The organism is Corallococcus sp. NCSPR001, assembly GCF_017309135.1.
Classification (GTDB): domain Bacteria; phylum Myxococcota; class Myxococcia; order Myxococcales; family Myxococcaceae; genus Corallococcus.
This window is the reverse complement of sequence record NZ_JAFIMS010000002.1, coordinates 3,891,273-3,911,932: the sequence shown is the minus strand read 5'-3', so window position 1 is coordinate 3,911,932 and position 20,660 is coordinate 3,891,273. Positions and strand designations below refer to the sequence as shown.

Sequence of the window (20,660 nt, the reverse complement as noted above, 5' to 3'; positions counted from 1 at the left end):
CGGCCCGCCATCCGTAAGGAGCGGCCCGCCTCCCCCGGCGGGCTTCTCCTCGTGCAGTCGTCGTCTCTCGCAGTCCCCTCGTCCGGCAGTACATCACCCCCAAGAAGGAAGGCGCATGCGTCTCAGGGAAAAGCTGTTGACCAGCCTGCTGCTGGTGCCCATCGCGGGTACCAGCGCGTGGGCCAAGGAGCGGTCGAACTACGACGCGTTCCTGGAGCAGCGGGACTCCCGCTCTCTCGCCGTGGATTCGAACACGGCGGTGTCCCGCGGGCTTCGCATCGAGCAGACCGAGCAGCGGCTCGGCGTGCCTACGTTCGCCTGGGCGACGCAGGACGGCGCGCAGTCCAAGTCCGTCATCCGCTCCGGCATGACGGCGGAGAGCGCGGCGCGCGCGCACCTGCAGGCCGTGGCGGACAACTACCGCCTGACGCGTGACGATGTCGCGGGCGCCAACCTGCGCTCGCTGCACAACACCGGCAAGGGCGCCATCATCGCGACCTTCAACCAGTCGGTGGGTGGCATCCCCGTCTTCCGCAACGAGATCAAGGTCGTCATGGGCCAGGACCTGCGCCTGGTGGCCGTGAGCGGCTACCTGGCCCCGTCCGAGCTGGCGCTCTCCGCCCGCACCAAGGCGCGCGCCGGCTTCAACCTGGGCGCCGCGGAAGCGGTGTCCGGCGCGTTCCAGGACCTGACGGGCTCCGGCACGCAGGCCACGTCGTTCATCAACGCGGGCACGAAGGGTGACTTCACCTTCTTCGAGCTGGCCCCCGCCGCGAAGTCCGCGCTGCCGCAGGACCTGGCCGTCCCGGCCCGCGCCCGGCAGGTGTACTTCATGCTGGCCGGCAACCTGGAGCCGGCCTGGTACGTGGAAGTGAACGCCGGCCCCAAGGCCGCGCGCTCCAGCCAGTACTTCGGCTACGTGGTCTCCGCGGCCACCGGCAAGGTGCTCTTCCGCAGCGACCTGACCGCGGACGCCGGCGCGGCGTTCACGTACAAGGTCTGGGCGGACCAGGCGGCCCCGTTCATCCCGGAGGACGGTCCCCAGGGCAACGACGCGACCCCGCACCCCACGGGCACGCGCGACGGCTACCAGGCCCCGCTGAACCGCCCGGCGCACGACATCACCCTGGCCAACAGCCCCTACAGCAAGAACGACCCCTGGCTGCCGGCCAACGCCACGCAGACCACGGGTAACAACGTGGATGCGTACGCGGACCTGAACGCGCCGGACGGCTTCCAGCCCGGCACGAACGACCTCCGCGCGGAGACGACGAGCGAGAACACCTTCGCGTACGTCTACGACACGACCAAGAGGCCGGGCTCCAGCCCCGAGCAGATCAAGGCCTCGGTGGTGAACCTGTTCTACGTGAACAACTTCCTGCACGACTGGTTCTACGACGCGGGCTTCGACGAGGCCTCGGCCAACGCCCAGGCGTTCAACTTCGGCCGTGGCGGCGTGGAGGGCGACCCCATCCAGGCCCAGGCGCAGGACTACGGCGGCCGCAACAACGCGAACATGAGCACGCCGGCGGACGGTGCGTCCCCGCGCATGCAGATGTACGTGTTCGACGGCACGCCCGAGCTGTCCGTGACGGCTCCCGCGACCCTGGCCGGTGTCTACGAGGCCGGCTCCGCGAGCTACGGCAAGCAGGCGTACGAAGTGACCGGTGAGATCCAGATCCCGGAGACCAACAAGGACGGCTGCGCCGCGTTCCCCGCGGGCACCTTCACCGGGAAGATCGCCCTCATCGACCGCGGGACGTGCAACTTCGTCGTGAAGTCGCTCAACGCGCAGAACGGTGGCGCCATCGCCACGGTCATCGCGAACAACACGGCCGGCAGCACCATCAGCATGGGCGGCAACAACGTGGATGACGCCAAGGTCACCACGCCGTCCCTGATGATCACCCTGGACGCGGCCAACGCGTGGAAGGCCGCGGCGGCGACCAGCCCGGTGTCCGTGAAGTTCCTGCGCACGCCGGACCAGGACCGCGACGGCACGCTCGACAACGGCATCATCGCGCACGAGTGGGGTCACTACATCAGCAACCGCCTCATCGGTAACGCCGCGGGCCTGAGCAACAACCAGGGCCGCTCGATGGGCGAGGGCTGGGGCGACTTCCACGCCATGCTGATGCAGGTCCGCGAGTCCGACCGCAACGTTGCGGGCAACAACAACTGGCAGGGCGTCTACAGCACCGCCGGTTATGTCACCAGCGGTGGCAAGAACCAGGGCTACTACTACGGCATCCGTCGCCTGCCCTACTCGACGGACATGAGCAAGAACGGCTACACGTTCCGGCACATCGCCAACTTCACCGCCCTGCCCAACGAGCTGGCGACGGCGTCCACCGCCAACAACGCCGAAGTCCACAACAGCGGTGAGGTGTGGGCCACGGCGCTGTGGGAGTGCTACGCGAGCCTGCTGAACGCGCACCCGTTCGCGGAAGCGCAGGACCGCATGAAGAAGTACCTGGTCGCGGCCTACAAGGCGACGCCGAACGCGCCGACCTTCACGGAAGCGCGTGACGCGGTGCTGGCCGTCGCGCTCGCGAGCGACCCGGCGGACTACCAGCGCTTCGTGGCGGCCTTCGCCAAGCGCGGCCTCGGCTTCGGCGCCAAGTCGCCGGACCGCGACGCGTTCGACCACATCGGCGTGACGGAGAGCTTCTCCGCGGGCGGCAACCTGGAGGTCACCAGCATCACGCTGACCGACGGCATCGCCGGCTGCGACCACGACGGCATCCTGGACATCGGCGAGCAGGGTGAGCTGAAGATCACCGTGCGCAACGTGGGCGGCAACGGGCTGAGCTCCTTCTCCGGCACCGTCAGCAGCACCAGCACCACGGCGACGCTGGAGTTCCCGAACGGCGGCGCGATCAACGTCCCCGCCCTGTCGCGCGGTGCTTCCGCCACGGTCACCGTGCCCGTCAACGTCACCGCGGTGTCCGGTACGCCCGCGCGCGCCGGCATCAAGGTCGCCTTCGACTCCACGGAGATCCCGGCGGCGGCGAAGACGGCGACGTTCGACCCGCGCATCAACTACGACAACGTCCCCACCACCAGCAACACGGAGACGTTCGAGTCCGGGCTGACCGGTTGGACGGTGTCGCAGAACCTGTCGTCCTCGGGCGACTGGACGCTGTCCGGCTCGACGGCCAACCGCTACGCGCACGGCAAGGACCCGGGCACGATCGCGGAGACCACCATCACCAGCCCCTGGCTGACGGTGGATGACGCGGCCGACTTCGTCATGAGCTACAACTACCGCCACTCCTTCGAGTTCGACTCCAACGCCTCCTACGACGGCGCGGTGCTCGAGTTCACGGTGGACGGCATCGACTGGATCGACCCGTGGGACCTGTACCCGGTGGTGGACGCGGATCCGGGCTACGTGGACTACATCGCCGCGGGCGGTGGCAACCCCCTGGAAGACCGCGCCGCGATGGCGCAGGTGAGCGCGGGCTTCCCGGCCTTCACGTCCGCGAGCATCAACTTCGGGACCTTCTTCCCCGACCTGGAGCTCAAGAACGTCCGCTTCCGCTTCCGCATCGGCGGTGACGTGGCGGTCGGCGGGTACGGCCTGGACATCGACAACGTGAAGTTCGAGGGCGCCACGGCGGTGTTCTCGGACCAGGCGGATCAGCCGGCCTCCGCGGGCGCGTGCAACGTGCCTCCGGTGGCCAACGCGGGTCCGTCGCGCGTGGGCACGGCGGCGGTCGCCGAGGGCACGCTCGTCAACGGCGTCCTCAACCGCAACACCATCACCCTGAACGGCACGGGCAGCTTCGACCCGGACGCCGCCGTGGGTGACGCGCTCACCTACAGCTGGACGCAGACCGGTGGCGCCACGCCCGTCTCCCTGACGGGTGCGGACACGGCGACGCCGAGCTTCGTGGCGGACGTGGACTACACGGACACCCTCACCTTCCAGCTCGTCGTCACCGACGCGTCCGGCAAGGCGAGCGCCCCGAAGACGGTGGACATCCAGGTCAACAACGTGAACCAGCCCCCGGTGGCCGCCGCCACCGCGCCGGCCACGGTGAACGAGGGTGACACGAACGTGACGCTGGACGCCTCCGGCTCCACCGACGCGGACGTGATCCACGCGAACACGCTGACGTTCTCCTGGGCCCAGACGAGCCCCGCTTCGCCCAAGCCCACGCTGACCAACGCCACCAAGGCGAAGGCGACGTTCACGGCTCCGGAAGTGACGGCGGACACGCAGCTGAACTTCACGGTCACCGTGACGGACAGCAGCGGCGCGAAGTCCACCAAGTCCGTCGCCGTGACGGTGAAGAACGTGGACCGCGCCCCGGTGGCCAACGCCGGCGCGGACATCGACGCGGATGCGCGCTCCACGGTGACGCTGGCCGGCACGGGCACGGATCCGGACGGCACGGCGGTCACCTACCTGTGGGAGCAGACGGCCGGTGACGCGGTGACGCTGACCGGCGCGGACACGGCGACGGCGACCTTCACGGCGCCGGACGTCAACGCCGCCAAGGAGCTCACCTTCAAGTTCACGGTGTCCTCGGGCGGCCAGTCGGCGTCCGACCTGGTCAACGTGACGGTGCGCAAGGCCAACCGCCACCCGGTGGGCGAGGCTCCGGCCTCCATGGACGCGGACGAGGGCAGCAACGTGGTGCTGGACGCTTCCGGCATCACGGATCCGGACGGTGACGCGCTCACCTACGTCTGGGCCCAGGTCGGTGGCCCCACGGTGCAGACGACGGGCGCGGGCACGGCGCAGCTGGCGTTCACCGCGCCGCAGGTCCAGGCCGACACGGCCGTGGCCTTCAGCCTGACGGTGACGGACGTCGACGGCGCCGCCTCGGGCCCGTACGTCTACACGGTCAACGTGAAGCAGGTGAACCAGGCGCCGGTCGCCAAGGTCCGGGTCATCTCGGGCGTGCGCGGCGGTGAGCTGGTGAAGATTGACGCCTCCACGTCCACGGATCCGGACAACGAGACGCTGACCTACACCTGGGAGCAGACGGGTGGCCCGTCCGTGACGCTGACCGGCGCCAACTCCGCCGAGGCCAGCTTCACCCCGCCGGCGAAGAAGACGCTGGAGAACTACACCTTCAAGGTGACGGTGAAGGACGCGGCGGGTGCCTCCAGCACCGCCAACATCACGGTCAACGTGCCGAAGGCCGACGACGGCGGTGGCTGCTCCTCCACGGGCGGCTCCGCGGGTGGCATGGCGCCGCTGATGGCGCTGTTCGCGGCGATGGCGCTCGCGCGCCGTCGCAAGGCTTAAAGCCGGCGCTTCATCCTGAAGCCCTGAAGTGATGGGGGGCGGTCCTCACGAAGCGTGGGGGCCGCCCCTTCTTCATTTGATGCGGTAGGCTTCCGCGCCTCATGGCACGCACGTTCCAGGTGGGAGACACCTTCACGCACGTCCGCCAGTGCGACCGGCTGCGGCCGGTGTATTACGCGGGCGCTTCCGGGGACTACAACCCCATCCACATCGACCCGGAGGTGGGCCGGCAGGCCGGCTTCAACGGCGTCATCCTCCAGGGGCTCTGCACGCTGGGCTGGGCGGTGGAGGCCGTGGCCGTCTTCGTGGGAGACCCGGGCCTGGTGCGCCGGGTGAAGGTGAGATTCTCCCGGCCGGTGCTGCCGGAGGACACCGTCACCTTCCAGGGCCGCGTCACCGCCATCGCGGAAGGGCGGCTCACCACCGAAGTCACCGCCACCAACCAGCGCGGCGAGCCCGTCCTCCGGGGCGCCGTCGTCGAAACCTCGCTCGGATAGCCATGGCCCTGGACCCCAAGTTCGTCGGCCGTGCGTACGGCCCCTTCACCTATGAGATTGGCCGGGAGAAGCTGCGCGAGTTCTCCCTCATCCTCGGCGGCGCCGTGCCCTCCGCGGGCACCTTCGGCGAGCCCCCCGCGCAGGTGAGCCCCCTGCTCTACTCTCGGGAGGCGGCCCAGGCGGGCCCGTACGGCGACGTCATCGCCTTCCCCAGCTTCGCGGTGGTGTTCGCCATCCGCCCCTTCAGCGCCGCCATCGCGGATCCGGAGCTGGGCGTGGACCGCGTACGGCTGGTGCACGGGGAGCAGGAGCTGGAGTTCCTGGGCGTGATGCGCCCCGGGGACGTGCTCACCACCACGGGCTCCATCACGGAGCTGTACCGCAAGGCGGGGATGGACTTCCTCGTCGTCACCACGGAGACGCGCAACGCGAAGGGCGAGCCCGTGGTGCGCGGCGTGTGGACGGCCGTCATCCGCCCCGCGTGACGTCAGCGCCGCGCGCGGCTACTCGCCGGGGGCGATGATGCCCTCGTCGAGCAGCTGCGCGAGGATGCGCGCGGTGTCCAGGCGCGACATGCCGGACAGCGCGAAGAGGTCGTCGAAGCTCACCGCGCCGTCAATCTGCGCCAGCACGAAGCCCGCGCGGTGGTCCAGGTTGAGCCAGATGATGTCATCCGGCTGCAACCGCACGCGCGGCCTGCGGTGCAAATCCCCCAGCCGCGCCTCCAGCATGGACACGAGGATGCGCTCGCTGCGATCCCTCAGCGCCTCCACGCGCGGGTTCTCCGGCGCCAGGGACTGGGCGCGGCGCAACAGCTCCACCGCGCCGGAGTGGTCATCCAGCGCCAGCAGGTCCTCCGCGCCGCGCAGCAGGCTCTCCACCTCCGAGCCCTCCGGCAGCCCGCCCGCTGGCGCGAAGGTGTCCGGCAGCCCGAACTCCTGCGTGCGGTGCGCCTCCGCGATGAGGTCCAACGCATCGCCGCGCATGCCCGTGCCCTCGGGCAGGCTCACGGATTCACGCAAGGGGGCTTCCACCGGGCCGGGCGCGGTGGGGCCGGCCCAGGCGCCCCAGTCCGCCTCCTGCTCCGGGCCCGCCAGGTTCCACCCGGTGTCCCCACCGGGCTCCACCGGGCCGTCCCGCCCCAGGAGCCGGCGCGCGCGTGCGTTGGCCGGGTCCAGCTCCAGGGCCCGGGCGAACAGCCTCTCCGCGCCGGACATGTCGCCACTCAGTCGCAGCAGCAACCCGGCTTCGACCAGCGCCTTGGCCCGGAGCGCGTTCATGGGCTACCTCCCCGGCGTTCCGCGCGGGCCCGCGGAGCGCAAGAGCGGCAGGCTCTGCGCCAGGGCATCGCAGGCCCGGGTGAGCACGCCTACGTCGTCCGCGCCGCGCGCCTGGCGCGCGGAATCCAGGGCGGCCTCCGCGCGGGCGACGACGTCCGGCGACAGGCCTCCGGCCCCGGGCATGAGCCGCACGCGGGAGAGCGCGTCCACCAGGTCGCGGGCGAGGATGTCCAGCTCCACGCGCTTGGCCTTCAGCTCCTCCGTGTTGCGCGCGGCCACCAGCCAGTCGCGCTGCTCGTCCATGATGCGGCGCAGCTCGTCCTCCGTCAGGCCGCTGGACGCGGTGACGGTGATGGACTGGCGCAGGCCCGTGTCGCGGTCGCGCGCGGACACGGAGACGATGCCCTCCGCGTTGATGTCGAACGTCACTTCAATCTCCACCTGCCCGCGCGGCGCCTCGCGCAGGCCGGTGAGGAGGAACTCGCCCAACAGCTCGTTGTGGTGCGCGAGCTCGTGCTCGCCCTGGAGCACCATGATCTTCACCGTGCGCTGGAAGTCCTTGGAGGTGGCGAACACCTCCGTGGCGGACGTGGGCACGGTGGTGTTGCGCGGAATCAGTCGCCGCACGTAGCCGCCCGCGATGGCCACGCCCATGCTCTGCGGCGTGACGTCCAGCAGCAGCAGTTCGCTCTCGTGGCCCACCAGCGCGTGCGCCTGGATGGCGGCGCCCAGGGCGACCACTTCCTCCGCGTGCACGCCCTTGCAGGGCTCGCGGCGGAAGTACTGGCGCACCTGCTCCACGATGCGGGGCATGCGCGACATGCCCCCCACGAGGATGACCTCCTTCAGGTCCGAGGGGCGCACCTTCGCTTCACCCAGGACTTCCGACGTGATGCCCACCAGGCGCTCGCCCAGGTCCGCCGTGAGCTCCTCCAGCTTCTCGCGGGTGAGCGTGGACTGCAGGTGCAGCGCGGCGCCTCCGCCCGGTGGCGTGCAGATGAAGGGCAGGTGCACCTGCGTCTCCTTCACCGACGACAGCTCCACCTTCGCCTTCTCCGCGGCGTCCTTCAGCCGCTGCAGCGCCATGCGGTCCTTGCGCAGGTCGATGCCGTGTTCCTTGGCGAAGCCGAACACCATCCACTCGATGATGCGGTGATCCCAGTCCTCGCCGCCGAGGAAGGTGTCGCCGCCGGTGGCCACGACGTCGAAGACGCCGTTGTTGATCTCCAGCACCGACACGTCGAAGGTGCCGCCGCCCACGTCCAGCACGGCGACCTTGCCGTTCACCGTGCGGCCGAAGCCGTAGGCCAGCGCCGCGGCGGTGGGCTCGTTGATGATGCGCAGGACGTCCAGCCCCGCGATGCGGCCCGCGTCCTTGGTGGCCTGGCGTTGTCCGTCGTTGAAGTAGGCCGGCACGGTGATGACGGCCTGGGTGACGGGCCGGCCGAAGTGCGCCTCCGCGTCCGCCTTCAGCTCCGCGAGAATCATGGCGCTGACCTCCGGCACGGCGAGGTCGCGGCCCGCCAGCCGGATGCGCACGTCGTCATGCGCGCCGCACACCACCTGGTACGTGAGCGCGCGCAGCGCGTCCTGCACCGGGTGCGAGGAGAACTTGCGGCCGATGAGGCGTTTGGCCGCGGACACCGTCTCCTGCGGGTTGGTGATGGCCTGCCGCTTGGCGATGCCGCCCACCAGCCGCTTGCCGTTCTTCGACACCGCCACCACGGACGGCGTGAGGGGCTGGCCGGTGCGGTTCTTGATGATGATGGGCTGACCGTCCTGCACCGTGGCGACGAGGCTGTTCGTCGTCCCCAGGTCGATGCCAATCAGCGGTTCGGGCTCAGCAGCCATGGGGACGCATGCACCTCATCACGTGAACGTCCAGCGCAGCTTCTTGAGGCCAGCGCGAGCATCGGCGTTGTCGGGGTCCAGGCGCACGACCTCCTCGAAGTGGTGCTTGGCCTGCTTCTTCTGCCCCGCCACCAGGAGCACCTGGGCCAGGAGCAGCTGGTAGTCCGCGCGCCCTGGCTTCAGCTCCACCGCGCGCTGCGCGAGCTTCAGCACCTCCTGCGCGTCCTGCGCCAGCTCCCGCCCCACGCGCGCCGCCTGGTAGGCCGCCTCCGGGTTGTCCCCGTTGAGCGACACGGCCAGCTTGTACGCGGCCTGCGCGCCGGCGAAGTCGCCGCGCATCTCCAGCTGCTGGCCGCGATCCACCTCCGCCTGCGCGCGCGCCAGGTCGTGCTTGCGGCGCGCCTCCACCAGCAACTGAGAGACCTCTCGGTTCTTCGGGTCCAGGCCCAGCACGTGGTTGAAGTCCTGGTAGGCCCGCTCGAAGTCGCCGCGCGCGGTGGCCGCCCTGCCCCGGGCGATGAGCTCCGTGAGCTTGTGGCTGCGCGCCATGTACGGGTGGCGGGCGAAGCGGGCCTGGCGCTCGGCGCGGCGGGCCTCGGACTCCGTGTCCTCTGGCGGCGGCGCGGCGGAGGGCTGCACCGTGGCGAAGGACCCCGAGGGCGGGCGAGTCCCCGGAGCGGCGGGGGGCGGCACCGCCGCGAAGCCGCTGCCGGACACCGTGCGCGGGGGCGCGGCGGCCGGAGGAGGCGTCGTCGGGACGCGCGCGGGCGGGGCCGCGGGCGGCGTCGCGGGGGACCGTGCAGCAGGGGACGGCTCCTGGCGGCCGAGGGCGTTGTGGGCGTCCGTGAGGCGCTTGAAGATGCGCTCCAGCCGGGCGCGGAAGCTGCCCAGGTTCTTGCCGAAGTAGCGGTCCGGGTGGAAGCGGCGGGAGGCGTTGTAATACGCCTGCTTCACCTCCTGGGCGCTGGCGCCCCGGGCCACGCCCAGCACCGCGTGGTGGTCCATCCCGTCCAGCGAGCGCTCCATCTCGATGATGTCGCGCTTCTGGTCCGGCGACAGGTCCACCTCCTCCGCCATGGCGGCGTCCACCGCCGGGGCGGCGGGCGCGGCGCGCGGCACCACCCGCGCGGGCACGATGGCGCCCTTGGCGCGCAGCGCCAGCAGCACGGCGATGGTGCGCGCCTCGCCCAGCGAGGAGCGGGACAGCACGGCGTCGATGCGCTCGACGCGGCCCACCAATGCCAGCACGGAGCCCTCTTCCGGGCTGAGCTGGAGACGGGCCGGGTCCAGGTGGGGCACCGTGGCGATGTGGTCGGTCCTGCCCCCCAGGCCGACGATGGGGTTGGGCGCGCTCAAGGTGTCAGTTCCGCGGGCTGGCGAATCCCCAAGTGTAGGTGTCCGGGAAGCAGGGCGTCAAACCTCCCGGGACCGTCAAACCGCTCCCCCTTCTACAGCGTGGAGAGGACACGCTGGAGGATGCCCAGCGCTTCGTCCAGTTCGTTCCGCGTGATGATGAGGGGCGGGGCGAACCGGAGCGTCACCTCCCCTGCGGAATTCACCAGAAGGCCGTTCTCGCGCAGCTTCGCGATGACGGGGGCGACCTCCCGGTCCAGCTCCACGCCCAGCAGCAGCCCCTGCCCGCGCACGGCCTTGATGCGGCCCTCCGGCAGCGCGGCCTGGAGCGCCCGCGCGCCAGCGAGGAAGTGCTCCCCCTTGGCCCGCACCTCCTCCAGGAAGCCGGGCTCACGCATCAGGCGGATGACCACGTTGCCCGCGGCGGCGGACACCAGGTTGCCGCCGAAGGTGGAGCCGTGGGTGCCCGCGGAGAGGCTGCCGGCCAGCTCCTCGTGGCAGAGCATGGCGCCCATGGGCAGCCCGTTGCCCAGCGCCTTGGCGATGCTGATGGCGTCCGGCCGGATGCCGTGGTGCATGAAGCCGAAGGGCTGGCCGGTGCGGCCCATGCCCGTCTGGACCTCGTCCACGAGCAGGAGCAGGCCCTTCTCGTCGCAGAGGGCGCGCAGGCCCTGGAAGAAGCCCGGGGGCGCCATGCGCACGCCGCCCTCGCCCTGGATGGGCTCCACCAGGATGGCGGCGGTGGACGGCCCCACGGCGTCGCGCACGACGTCCAGGTCGCCGAACGGCAGGTGGCGGAAGCCCTGGGGCAGCGGCTCGAAGCCGGCGTGGTACTTCGGCTGGCCGGTGGCGGTGACGGTGGCCAGCGTGCGGCCGTGGAAGCCCTTCTCGAAGGAGAGGATCTCGAAGCGCTCCGGCTGGCCCCGGTCCTTCATCACCTTGCGGGTCAGCTTGATGAGGGCCTCGTTGGCCTCCGCGCCGGAGTTGCAGAAGAACGCGCGCGGCAGGCCCGCCCAGTCGGTGAGCTGCGCGGCCAGGTCGATCTGCGGCTGCGAGTAGAAGACGTTGGAGACGTGCCACAGCGTCTCCAGCTGCGCCTTCGCCGCCGCGACCACCTCCGGGTGGCAGTGGCCCAGCGCGCACACGGCGATGCCGCCAATGCAATCCAGGTACGCCTTGCCATCCGCGTCCCACACCCGCGTGCCCTGCCCGCGGACCAGGGCAATGGGTTGCTGCTTGTAGTTCTGCAGCAGGTGCTGCTTCGCCTTCTGGATGAGGCCTTCGTTACCAGGGGCGGATGCGGGGGACGGCGTTTGCAAGGTGGGGTACCTCTCTCTTCCTGATGACGCGGTGGGACGACGCGGCGGACCCTAGCGCGCTAGAGGATGTAGCGCGACAAGTCCTCGTCCTGGACGATGGGGGCCAGGCGCTCGCGCACATAGCCCGCGTCCACCTGGAAGTCGCGCGGGCCCATCTCGCTGGCCGTGAACGACACCTCGTCCAGCAGGCGCTCCAGCACGGTGTGCAGCCGCCGGGCGCCGATGTTCTGCGTGCGCTCGTTGGCCTGCTGGGCGATGCGGGCGATCTCCACCACCGCGTCGTCCGTGAAGGACAGGCGCACGCCCTCGGTAGAGAGCAGCGCGGTGTACTGGCGCATGAGCGAGTTCTTGGGCTCGCGCAGGATGCGCACCAGGTCCTCGCCGGACAGCGCCTCCAGCTCCACGCGGATGGGGAAGCGGCCCTGGAGCTCCGGGATGAGGTCCGCCGGCTTGGCGACGTGGAAGGCGCCCGCGGCGATGAAGAGCATGTGGTCCGTCTTCACCTGCCCGTACTTGGTGTTGACGGCCGAGCCCTCCACGATGGGCAGGATGTCGCGCTGCACGCCCTCGCGCGAGACGTCCGGGCCCCCGCCGCCCTTGCCGCCCTCGCGGCTGGCGATCTTGTCGATTTCGTCGATGAAGACGATGCCGCTGGACTCGGCGCGCGCCACGGCCTCGCGCTGGACGCGGTCTGGATCCACCAGCTTCTGCGCCTCTTCCGCGCGCAGGACCTGGAGCGCCTCCGGCACGCGCAGCTTGCGCTTCCGGGTGTTCTTCATGCCCGGCATGTTCTTGAACAGGTCCTGGAGGTTGACGCCGATCTCCTCCATGCCCTGGCCGCTGAAGTTGCGCATGAACGTGGGCGAGCTCTCGCTGGTCTCCACCTCCACGGTCTGATCATCCAGCGTGCCCGCGCGCAGCTGGGCGCGCAGCTTCTCCCGCTCGTTGTCGCCCAGCGGCGTGGGCGCGGGGGTGGGCGGCGGCGCGAAGCCGAAGGGCGGCGAGGACGTCGTGCGCGTCTGCCCGCCGTTCTTGATGAGCTCCATCAGCCGGTCCTCGGCCAGCTCCTCCGCGCGCGGCTTGACCTTCTCCGTCTCCTCCTCGCGGACCAGCGCGATGGCGGCCTCCACCAGGTCGCGGATCATCGACTCGACGTCGCGGCCCACGTAGCCCACCTCGGTGAACTTGCTGGCCTCCACCTTGACGAAGGGGGCCTGGGACAGCTTCGCCAGGCGGCGGGCGATCTCCGTCTTCCCCACGCCGGTGGGGCCGATCATGATGATGTTCTTCGGGTAGATCTCATCCCGCAGGTCGTCCGGCACCTGCTGGCGGCGCCACCGGTTGCGCAGCGCGATGGCGACGGCGCGCTTGGCGTCGTTCTGCCCGACGATGTAACGGTCCAGCTCGCTGACGACCTCGCGAGGCGTGAAGGCGGACAACTTGCGCGATTCGGCCACGGGGCGGTCCTCTCAGAGCTCTTCGTAGGAGACGTTGGCGTTGGTGTAGACGCAGATGTCCGCGGCGATGGCCATGGCCTGCGTGCAGATGTCGCGGGCGGACAGGTTGGAGTGCGCCTGGAGGGCGCGCGCGGCGGCCAGGGCGTAGTGCCCGCCGCTGCCCACGGCGGCGATGCCGTGGTCCGGTTCGATGACGTCGCCCGCGCCGGACAGGATGAAGGTCTTCTCCTTGTCCGCCACGATCAGCAGCGCCTCCAGGCGGCGGAGGAAGCGGTCGGTGCGCCAGTCCTTGCCCAGCTCCACGCACGCGCGGGCCAGGTTCTTCTGGTGCTCCTTGAGCTTGGCCTCGAAGCGCTCGAAGAGCGTGAAGGCGTCCGCGGTGCTGCCCGCGAAGCCGGCGAGCACCTGCCCCTCGCCGAGCTTGCGCACCTTGCGCGCCGTGTTCTTCATGATGGTCTTGTCGAGGCTGACCTGGCCGTCACCCGCGATGACGACCTTCCCTTCGCGGCGGACGCAGAGGATGGTGGTTCCGTGGAACATGACCGGGGGTTTAACAAGACCACCCGGCCGCGACCCACAAAAACCGCGCGGCTGTCCGCTCCCTCACCCTGCGACAGGCGCTCAGGTCGCGGTCGCTTTCATCCAGCGGCCCACGAGCTTAATCAGGGCCGCCTTCCTCGCCTTCACCGTCTTCGCGTCCGGCAGCGTCACGACGCCCCGGTCCTTCGCCAGCCACTCCACCAGGCCGGAGTCGTCCTCGAAGGCGAAGCCCTCCGCGTCCTTCACCTTCGCGCCCCGGTGGAGGATGACCTGGAAGATGCCCCTGGGGGCCAGGCGGAACGTCACGCGGTCATCACCCGCGTGGACGAAGCTGGGGGCCTTCCATTTGATCCGCTCGGTGATGCTGTCGTCCGAGTCCAGGATGGCCGTGCGCACGGCTTGGATCTCCGCCTTCAGCGGGTGCTCGAGCTCCGCCATGAATTGGTCGACTTCGCCGTTGCGCCTGGCCATTCCTGTCCCCTTCCCTACTTCGCGGGCGCCGGAGCGGGCGCGGTCCCCGAGGGAGCGGGCGCGCCCGGCAGCTCGGACGGCACCAGCTTGGGCAACAGCACGCGGCAGGCGTCCTCGGAAAGCCAGTGGTACGTGCACAGCCATTCCGTGACGGGCACGCGCACCTGCCAGCCCAGCACGAAGAGGATGAGCAGCGTGAGCCCCAGGCGGGCGCCCAGCGACATGCTCTCGGTCTCGTCGTCGTCCTGCGTGTGGCGCAGCGCCCCGCGCACCAGGTCCGCGTGATCCACGCGCGCGTTGCTCGGCAGCTTGGGCCTGCGGGTGATGAGCGTCGCCACGCCGCGCGTGAGCATCAGCCGGTCATTGAGCGCCCAGCCGGAGCCCTCCAGGAGCAGCGCCAGGTTGCGCCTGCGCAGCTTCAACCACCCCAGCAGGCCCGCGGGCGCCATCACCACGATGGCCAGGATGGTCGCCGCGGTGATGACGTCCACCAGCGTGAGCGACTTCACCTGCGTGAGGATGAACGCCAGCGAGGAGCCCAGCGCCGCGAACGCGATGCCGCCCGCCGCGAGCACGCCCGCGAGGCCGCCTCCCGCCGGAGCCGCCGCGGGCGCCGCACCCGCCGGGGCCGGAGCCGCGGGGGGCGGAGGCGCGGTCACCGTCTGCTTGTAGCCGGACTCCAGCGACGCATCGAAGTCCTTCTCACCGGACGCGGCCAGCCCCTCCACCTTGCTGGTGATGAACGCGCCGATGCGCATGAACGGCATGGTCATCGACTCCCAGAGCGACACGGGCTGGCGGACGATCTGCGTGACGATGGCGTCGCTCTCCTTGCCGTCCACGTCGTAGAACACGCCGCGCTTGCCCACGACGAGCTCCGTGCTGCGGCCGGCGGTGACGGGCACCGCCACCTCGTAGCCGTCCGTCGCGTCGCGGGGCAGCACCTTCACGTAGAGGATGCAGGTGGTCCCCTGCCCCGTCAGCGCCGCGTGCGCCGCGCGGTCCGTCACCAGCACGGACAGCGTGTACTTGCGCCCCGCCATGATGAGCGAGCCCCGCTCCATCAGCGCCCGCCGCTTGGGCAGGTACAGGTTGGGCATGCTGATGAAGTTGTTGGCGAACTGCAGCAGCCAGCGCTGGTACAGCACCAGCCGCTCCAGCTCCGCGATGACGTCCAGCGTGGGCTTGAGCGACAGGTCCTCGCGGCTCACCGACTCCAGCGCGTCCAGCTCCTCGTCCGATACGGCAGCCAGCGTGTCCGCCACCGCGTGCAGCGGGCTTGAGTCGCGCTTCGCCTGCCAGCCGAGGATGGCTTCCGCCTTCGCGGACAGCTCGCGCCAGGCCGTGTCCGTCAGCTTCACGCCGTCGCCCAAGAGCGGCGTCGCGACCTCCTGGTGGAAGGCCTCCAGCTTCTCGTAGCCGGCGCCGCGGTACAGCCGCGCCCACACCAGCACGCCGCTGGGGTCCGGCGGCGCGATGGGCAGCTCGTTCGCGGCCTTCCCCATGGCGCCCAGGTCCCCCAGCGCGCCCTCCACCCGGTCCGCGCGCAGGCGCAGGCTGGCGGCGGCCTCCGGCTGCGCGGCCACCAGCCGGCACTGCACGAAGTAGCCATCCAGGAGCGGCGCCACGTCGCGCACGCGCTTCGCCTGCTCCAGGCTCGCCGTGCCCCAGGTGAACAGCGCGTCCTTGCCGCCCAGGTGCGCGAGCAGGGCCGCGCGCTCCTCGCGGAAGCGCTTCACCAGCCCCACGTCCACGCCCGCCAGGCCCGCGCGGTTCGTCACCTGCGGGAAGGCCGCGATGATGGACTGCGCCAGGGGCCGCAGCCGCTCCGGCAGCGACACCGGCGCGATGATGCCGTCGCCGTTCTTGCCCGCGTCGCGCAGCGCCTTGTCGCTGGTGCGCAGCTGCTCCAGCGACAGCTTCGTGATGTCCGGCGCGTTGAGCGTGCGCAGCACCAGCTCCGCCGCGCCCCGGAGGTTGGCCCCCGTCTCGGAGAGCGCGGAGAGCTCCAGCACGTCGCTGCCCGCGTCCGCGCCCTTGCGGTCCTGAAGCCGCGCCGCCGTCCAGTCCACCGCGGCGCGCAGCTCCTCCACGCGGATGCGGCGGTTGCCGTCCGCGTCCATCAGCGTGAGGAAGCGCGGATCACACGCGATGCCCTCCATGGGGCACGCGAGCGCCATCCACTGCGTCGCGGGGATCCTCACCGCCTCGGTGAGGGTGTTGAAGTCAGGGATGTCGACCTGGAGCGAGCCGCCGTAGCGGCGATAGACGAGCTGTGCCATGCGTCGGACGAAGACAGCACACCCCGTCCGGGTGTGCACGCCTCAACATCACGCCGCGCCCGGGAAGGAAGGCCCGGGCGGCCTCCCTTCCCTGGGTCACCCGCTACTGCGCGGTGGCGACGGCGCTGTACACGCCGGGGTTCTGCCCCTGGCCGATGATGTAGACGGCCCGGGCGTCATCCTTGCCCGCGAAGTACACGGGCACCTGCACGCCCTGGTCGAGCGTCTTGCGCGCTCCCGACTTCACGTCGTAGACGGCCACGTCGTAGGTGTCCGAGTCCATGCGCGCGTACGTCGCGAGCACGCGGGCGCCGTCCTCCGAAATCTTGTAGCTGAAGATGCCCTGCAGCCACGTCTTCGCCTCGGCCTGCTTCTGGTTCAGGTCCACGGCCTTGAAGTCGCACGCGCGGCCGTTGCGGATGCAGTTGGTGCGGAACACCACCGCGGCGTTGTGGGGCGCGAAGCCGTAGCCGAACACGCCCGGCTGCACCTTCTCCGCCTTCTCCTGGCCCAGCGCGTACAGCATCAGGTCCACGGAGAACACCGGCTTCACGAAGCGCGACAGGAACGCCACGTATCGGCTGTCCGAGCCCCACACGAAGTTGGGCACGCGGTCCCCCACGCGCTTGGGCGCGCCGTCCGGCAGCGACGCCACGGCCAGGCCCCCCGCGCGAGACGGCTGGTCGTACTTCTCCAGGAAGCCCACCGCCTTGGAGTCCGGCGCGAACGCCAGCTCCTCCACGGCCTCGCCCAGCTTGCGCCCCGCGCCGCCGGACGCCGGGCCCACGTACAGGTCGCCCAGCTGCTCCGGCTTGCCGTTCTCCGTGCGCGCCAGCCACTGGCCATCCGGGGAGAAGCTGAAGTTCTTCGAGCCCGTGGCCAGCTTCGCGCCCTTCAGCGCGGGCACGTCCGCGAGGTACAGGTCATACATCCCGCGCACGGCCTCGCTGCGCACCTGGTAGGCCACGTGCTTTCCGTCCGAGGACACCTGGTAGTCGCCCACCTGATCCGCCAGCTTGCGCGGCGCCTCCGTGGAGCCCACCGTCACCGCCGCCAGCCCGCCCGCGGCCGACAGCCGGCGCTTGAAGAGCAGCGTCTTGCCGTCCGGGGTGAACTGCGCGGTGCTCACCTCGCCCGCCACGTCCTGGAACGGCCCCTGCGGCAGCTTGCCCAGCTTCAGCGTGCCCGCGTCCACGAAGGCCACGTGCGCGCCGTCCGGCGACGGCAACAGGTAGCTCACCGCCGTGCCCAGCTTCACCGGCTCCGCGGCCGCGTCCGTGAGCGGCAGCACGTTCAATTCACCGGACTGCGAGGCCGGGTTGTAGCCCGTCACGTACAACAGGTGCTTCGAGTCCTGGGTGAACAGCAGGCTGCCCGGCACGTTCGTCACGCCGTCGCCCAGCGCGCGCGACTTCCCGCCCGCCGTCGGCACGATGTGCAGCGAGCCCACCAGCATCTGCGGCGGAATGCCGTCCAGCCGGGGCTTCTGCCCGTTGAGCAGGAACGTGGCGAACTGCCCGTCCGGAGACAGGCGCAGGTCCGCCGCGCGCCCCGCCGCGAGCAACTGCCCCTGCCCGCCCACCACCGCGGTCCCCTTGGCCGCGCTGCGGACCGTGTCCCCCTGCGCGGCGCTGCGCTGGGAGGGCGCGGCGTTGTCCTCGCCCTTCTTGCACCCTGACACCGCCAGCAGGGCCACCAGGCCCACCATCCCGGTTCGCTTCATGCGCTCGTCTGTCCTTCCGTCTGGGCGACAACGCCCGCGAGTGGCAGCCAGGCCGCCAGGTCCTGCTTCGCCCGCGCCGAGTAGGCCGCGCGCTTGTCCGCCTTCTTCATCCGCCCGGACAGCGGCGGGAACAGGCCGTAGATGACGTTGGTGGGCTGGTGCGGGTGATCCGGCGGGTGCGCTTCCCCGGTGAGGTGCCGGTACAGCGACCCCAGCGCCGTCGTGGCCGGGGGCGGCACGAACGCGGTGCCCGTCAGCCGCGCGTGCACCGCCAGCGCCACCATGTAGCCGCACGCCGCGCTCTCCACGTAGCCCTCCACGCCCGTCACCTGTCCCGCGAAGAACACCCGCCGCTCCGTCTTCAACGACAGGTCCTCCGCCAGCAGGCGGGGCGAGTCGATGAACGTGTTGCGGTGGATCTGCCCCATCCGCAGGAACTCCGCATTCTGGAGGCCCGGGATGCACGTGCTGAAGATGCGCTTCTGTTCACCCCAGGTCAGACGCGTCTGGAAGCCCACCATGTTCCACGCCGTGCCCGCCCGGTCCTCCATGCGCAACTGCACCACCGCGTACGGGTCCTGCCCCGTGCGCGGGTCCTTCAGCCCCACGGGCTTCATCGGCCCGTAGGCCAGCGTGTCGTCGCCGCGCTCGGCCATCACCTCGATGGGCAGACACCCTTCGAAGTATTTCGGTTCCTCGAAGCTGTGCGGCACCACCTTCTGCCCTGCCTTCACCTCGGTGACGAAGCGGTAGTACTCGTCCTTCGTCATGGGCAGGTTGAGGTAGTCGTCCCCGCCGCCCTTGCCGTAGCGGCTCTGGCGGAACGCGATGTCCATGTCGATGGAGTCGCCGTTCAGGATGGGCGCGATGGAGTCGTAGAAGTAGAGCTTCGTGCCCACGTGGCGCTCCAGGTCCGCCGTGAGCGCCTCCGACGTCAGCGGCCCCGTGGCCACCACCACCACGCCGTCCTCCGGAAGCTTCTCCACCTCACCGCCCACCAGCTCCACGCCCGCGCCGGAAGTCAGCCGGGTGGTGATTTCGCGCGAGAAGCCCTCGCGCTCCACCGCCAGCGCGTCACCTGCGGGCACGCGGTGCAGGTCCGCGCTGGACAGCACCAGCGAACCCAGCGCGCGCAGCTCCGCGTGCAGGAGGCCAATGGCGCTCTCCGGGTTGTCCGAGCGCAGCGAGTTGCTGCACACCAGCTCCGCGAGCGAGTCCGACTTGTGCGCGGGGGAGCGCTTCTGCGGCTTCATCTCCCGCAGCACCACCGGCACGCCGCGCCGCGCCAGCTGATACGCGCACTCCGTCCCCGCCAGGCCGCCGCCAATCACCGTCACCCGCTGCTGCTTCACGTCCGACATGCATGCCTCCGGGCCCCCTCGTACCGGGGACCCAAAGGGCCCTGTTAGCAGAGAGGCCACGCCCTTTCACGTCCGCCCGCCTGCCCTGCGTCCCACCATGCGTGCGGAATGGGAGGTGAGGTTTCCCCACCTCGGATCCAACCCTAGGTTTCTCGCGGTCTTCGCTCGGGACGGGAAGCGTCCGGGCGAGCGCCCTACAACCGCCAATCTGGGATGGGAGTGACGCAGCCATGAGCCGAGCCGACGACTTGTTGAAGATCCGGGGCCTGTTGCAGGAGCGTCGCAGGACGACCGAGACCGCGCAGGCAGGCGCCCGCCGTGAGCTGGCCGCCCTGAAGGATCAGGAGCGTGATCCCGAGTACGAGGAGCAGGCGCAAGCAGAGCTGGCGGACTACACGCTCAGCACGCTGATTGAAGCGCAGCGCCGGGAGATCATGCTCATCGACGCCGCGATGAGCCGCATGGACAACGACGTGTTCGGTGAGTGCGTGGACTGCGGCAACGAAATCTCGCTGGACCGGCTGGAGGCCATGCCCTTCGCCATCCGCTGTGAAGAGGACGCCGCCATCCACGAGCAGGAGACGCGAGAGGCCGCGCGCCACGTGGGCAGCCTGTCCCTCTAGCGAAGCCGTCTGGAGCGCTCCCCCGTGCGTCCATCCCGCGCGGGGGAGTCGTGTGTCCGGCGGCTACTCCGCGTCGCGCTGGAGGACGATGAAGCGGTAGTTCTGAAGCTCGTTCTCGCCCGCCGTGTAGAGCACCGTGAGCAGCAGGTCGTACGGGACCATCTTGTCCGCGATGACCGACAGCTCGTGCGTGAAGGGCGCCGCCGGGTTGCGCTCTTCGATGTACTTGAGCTTCGCCACTTCCTTCTTCAGCTGCGCGTCCAGCCCCGCCACCAGGCGCCCCTGGAGCTGGGCCTCCGGGATGCGGCCGTCCTTCAGCCGCACCACCTCTTTGTCCCCCACGAGGATGTTCTTGGGGGTGATGGTGATGGCCACCGTGTCCTTGGGGGAGGCGCGCGTGGAGGACACCGGCGGCCGGACGTCCTCCGACGCGGTGATGGCCGCGGAGGACGACGCGAAGGACTTCAGGAGGAACACCAGGATGATGGTCATCATGTCCATCATCGCGGTGATGTTGAGCTCCTTCACCTCGCTGGCGGCCTCGCGCTCCTTGCGCTTCTTGCGCGCGAGCGCCCGGCGGTAGCGCATGCGCGCGAGCTGGTCGGCTTCTTCGGCGGACAGGGGCGCGGTTTCGGCCATG

The 20,660-nt window shown here is 70.5% G+C and carries 15 protein-coding genes; 4 read left to right on the top strand and 11 right to left on the bottom strand.

Going from position 1 to position 20,660, the window contains the following annotated elements; genetic code table 11:
* Nucleotides 1-115 precede the first annotated feature (115 nt).
* From JYJ93_RS17880 to JYJ93_RS17870, 3 genes are all read left to right on the top strand, one after another.
* A complete protein-coding gene (locus JYJ93_RS17880; protein WP_206792884.1) occupies nucleotides 116-5,263 on the top strand; it encodes a myxosortase-dependent M36 family metallopeptidase in 5,148 nt (1,715 codons plus the stop codon).
* A 101-nt stretch (nucleotides 5,264-5,364) separates the two neighbouring features.
* Nucleotides 5,365-5,760 carry a MaoC/PaaZ C-terminal domain-containing protein gene (locus tag JYJ93_RS17875; protein ID WP_206792882.1) on the top strand — a complete coding sequence of 132 codons (396 nt, stop codon included), beginning with the start codon at nucleotides 5,365-5,367 and terminating at the stop codon, nucleotides 5,758-5,760.
* Between the two features lie 2 nt (nucleotides 5,761-5,762).
* The gene (locus tag JYJ93_RS17870; RefSeq protein ID WP_206792880.1) at nucleotides 5,763-6,245 is read left to right on the top strand and encodes a MaoC family dehydratase N-terminal domain-containing protein; all 483 of its coding nucleotides are present in this window, start codon (nucleotides 5,763-5,765) and stop codon (nucleotides 6,243-6,245) included.
* A gap of 18 nt (nucleotides 6,246-6,263) precedes the next feature.
* Here the strand turns inward: JYJ93_RS17870 and JYJ93_RS17865 are convergent, their stop codons facing one another.
* From JYJ93_RS17865 to trmFO, 10 genes are all read right to left on the bottom strand, one after another.
* Nucleotides 6,264-7,040 (bottom strand): tetratricopeptide repeat protein, encoded by a 777-nt coding sequence (locus JYJ93_RS17865; protein ID WP_206792878.1) that lies wholly within the window; start codon nucleotides 7,038-7,040, stop codon nucleotides 6,264-6,266.
* A gap of 3 nt (nucleotides 7,041-7,043) precedes the next feature.
* Nucleotides 7,044-8,891 carry a molecular chaperone DnaK gene (gene dnaK, locus JYJ93_RS17860; protein WP_206792876.1) on the bottom strand — a complete coding sequence of 616 codons (1,848 nt, stop codon included), beginning with the start codon at nucleotides 8,889-8,891 and terminating at the stop codon, nucleotides 7,044-7,046.
* Between the two features lie 18 nt (nucleotides 8,892-8,909).
* Nucleotides 8,910-10,247, bottom strand: coding sequence for a tetratricopeptide repeat protein (locus JYJ93_RS17855; protein ID WP_206792875.1), 1,338 nt, complete (start codon nucleotides 10,245-10,247; stop codon nucleotides 8,910-8,912).
* Nucleotides 10,248-10,339: 92 nt separating this feature from the next.
* The gene (locus tag JYJ93_RS17850) at nucleotides 10,340-11,563 is read right to left on the bottom strand and encodes an aspartate aminotransferase family protein (RefSeq protein WP_206792873.1); all 1,224 of its coding nucleotides are present in this window, start codon (nucleotides 11,561-11,563) and stop codon (nucleotides 10,340-10,342) included.
* Between the two features lie 59 nt (nucleotides 11,564-11,622).
* Nucleotides 11,623-13,020: an ATP-dependent protease ATPase subunit HslU gene (hslU, locus tag JYJ93_RS17845; protein ID WP_206792870.1), complete on the bottom strand. Its 1,398-nt coding sequence runs from the start codon at nucleotides 13,018-13,020 to the stop codon at nucleotides 11,623-11,625.
* Between the two features lie 12 nt (nucleotides 13,021-13,032).
* Complete coding sequence (gene hslV, locus JYJ93_RS17840; protein WP_120547868.1) at nucleotides 13,033-13,560, bottom strand: ATP-dependent protease subunit HslV; 528 nt, start codon at nucleotides 13,558-13,560, stop codon at nucleotides 13,033-13,035.
* A gap of 81 nt (nucleotides 13,561-13,641) precedes the next feature.
* On the bottom strand, nucleotides 13,642-14,031 hold the full coding sequence (locus JYJ93_RS17835; protein ID WP_242543847.1) for a DUF1801 domain-containing protein: 390 nt from the start codon (nucleotides 14,029-14,031) through the stop codon (nucleotides 13,642-13,644).
* Between the two features lie 14 nt (nucleotides 14,032-14,045).
* The gene (locus JYJ93_RS17830) at nucleotides 14,046-16,313 is read right to left on the bottom strand and encodes a kinesin (RefSeq protein ID WP_206792869.1); all 2,268 of its coding nucleotides are present in this window, start codon (nucleotides 16,311-16,313) and stop codon (nucleotides 14,046-14,048) included.
* A 103-nt stretch (nucleotides 16,314-16,416) separates the two neighbouring features.
* Entirely contained in the window at nucleotides 16,417-18,036 is a 1,620-nt protein-coding gene (locus JYJ93_RS17825; RefSeq protein WP_206792867.1) for a PD40 domain-containing protein, read from the bottom strand.
* Nucleotides 18,033-19,397, bottom strand: a complete 1,365-nt coding sequence (trmFO, locus tag JYJ93_RS17820) for a methylenetetrahydrofolate--tRNA-(uracil(54)-C(5))-methyltransferase (FADH(2)-oxidizing) TrmFO (protein WP_206792865.1) — start codon at nucleotides 19,395-19,397, stop codon at nucleotides 18,033-18,035. The genes JYJ93_RS17825 and trmFO overlap by 4 nt, the downstream gene beginning before the upstream one ends.
* Before the next feature lie 230 nt (nucleotides 19,398-19,627).
* Between trmFO and JYJ93_RS17815 the strand changes: the two genes are divergently transcribed.
* Nucleotides 19,628-20,020, top strand: coding sequence for a TraR/DksA C4-type zinc finger protein (locus JYJ93_RS17815; RefSeq protein WP_206792863.1), 393 nt, complete (start codon nucleotides 19,628-19,630; stop codon nucleotides 20,018-20,020).
* 63 nt (nucleotides 20,021-20,083) lie between these two features.
* On the opposite strand, the gene JYJ93_RS17810 is transcribed toward JYJ93_RS17815, so the two are convergent.
* Nucleotides 20,084-20,659, bottom strand: coding sequence for a biopolymer transporter ExbD (locus JYJ93_RS17810; protein ID WP_206792861.1), 576 nt, complete (start codon nucleotides 20,657-20,659; stop codon nucleotides 20,084-20,086).
* Nucleotide 20,660 lies beyond the last annotated feature (1 nt).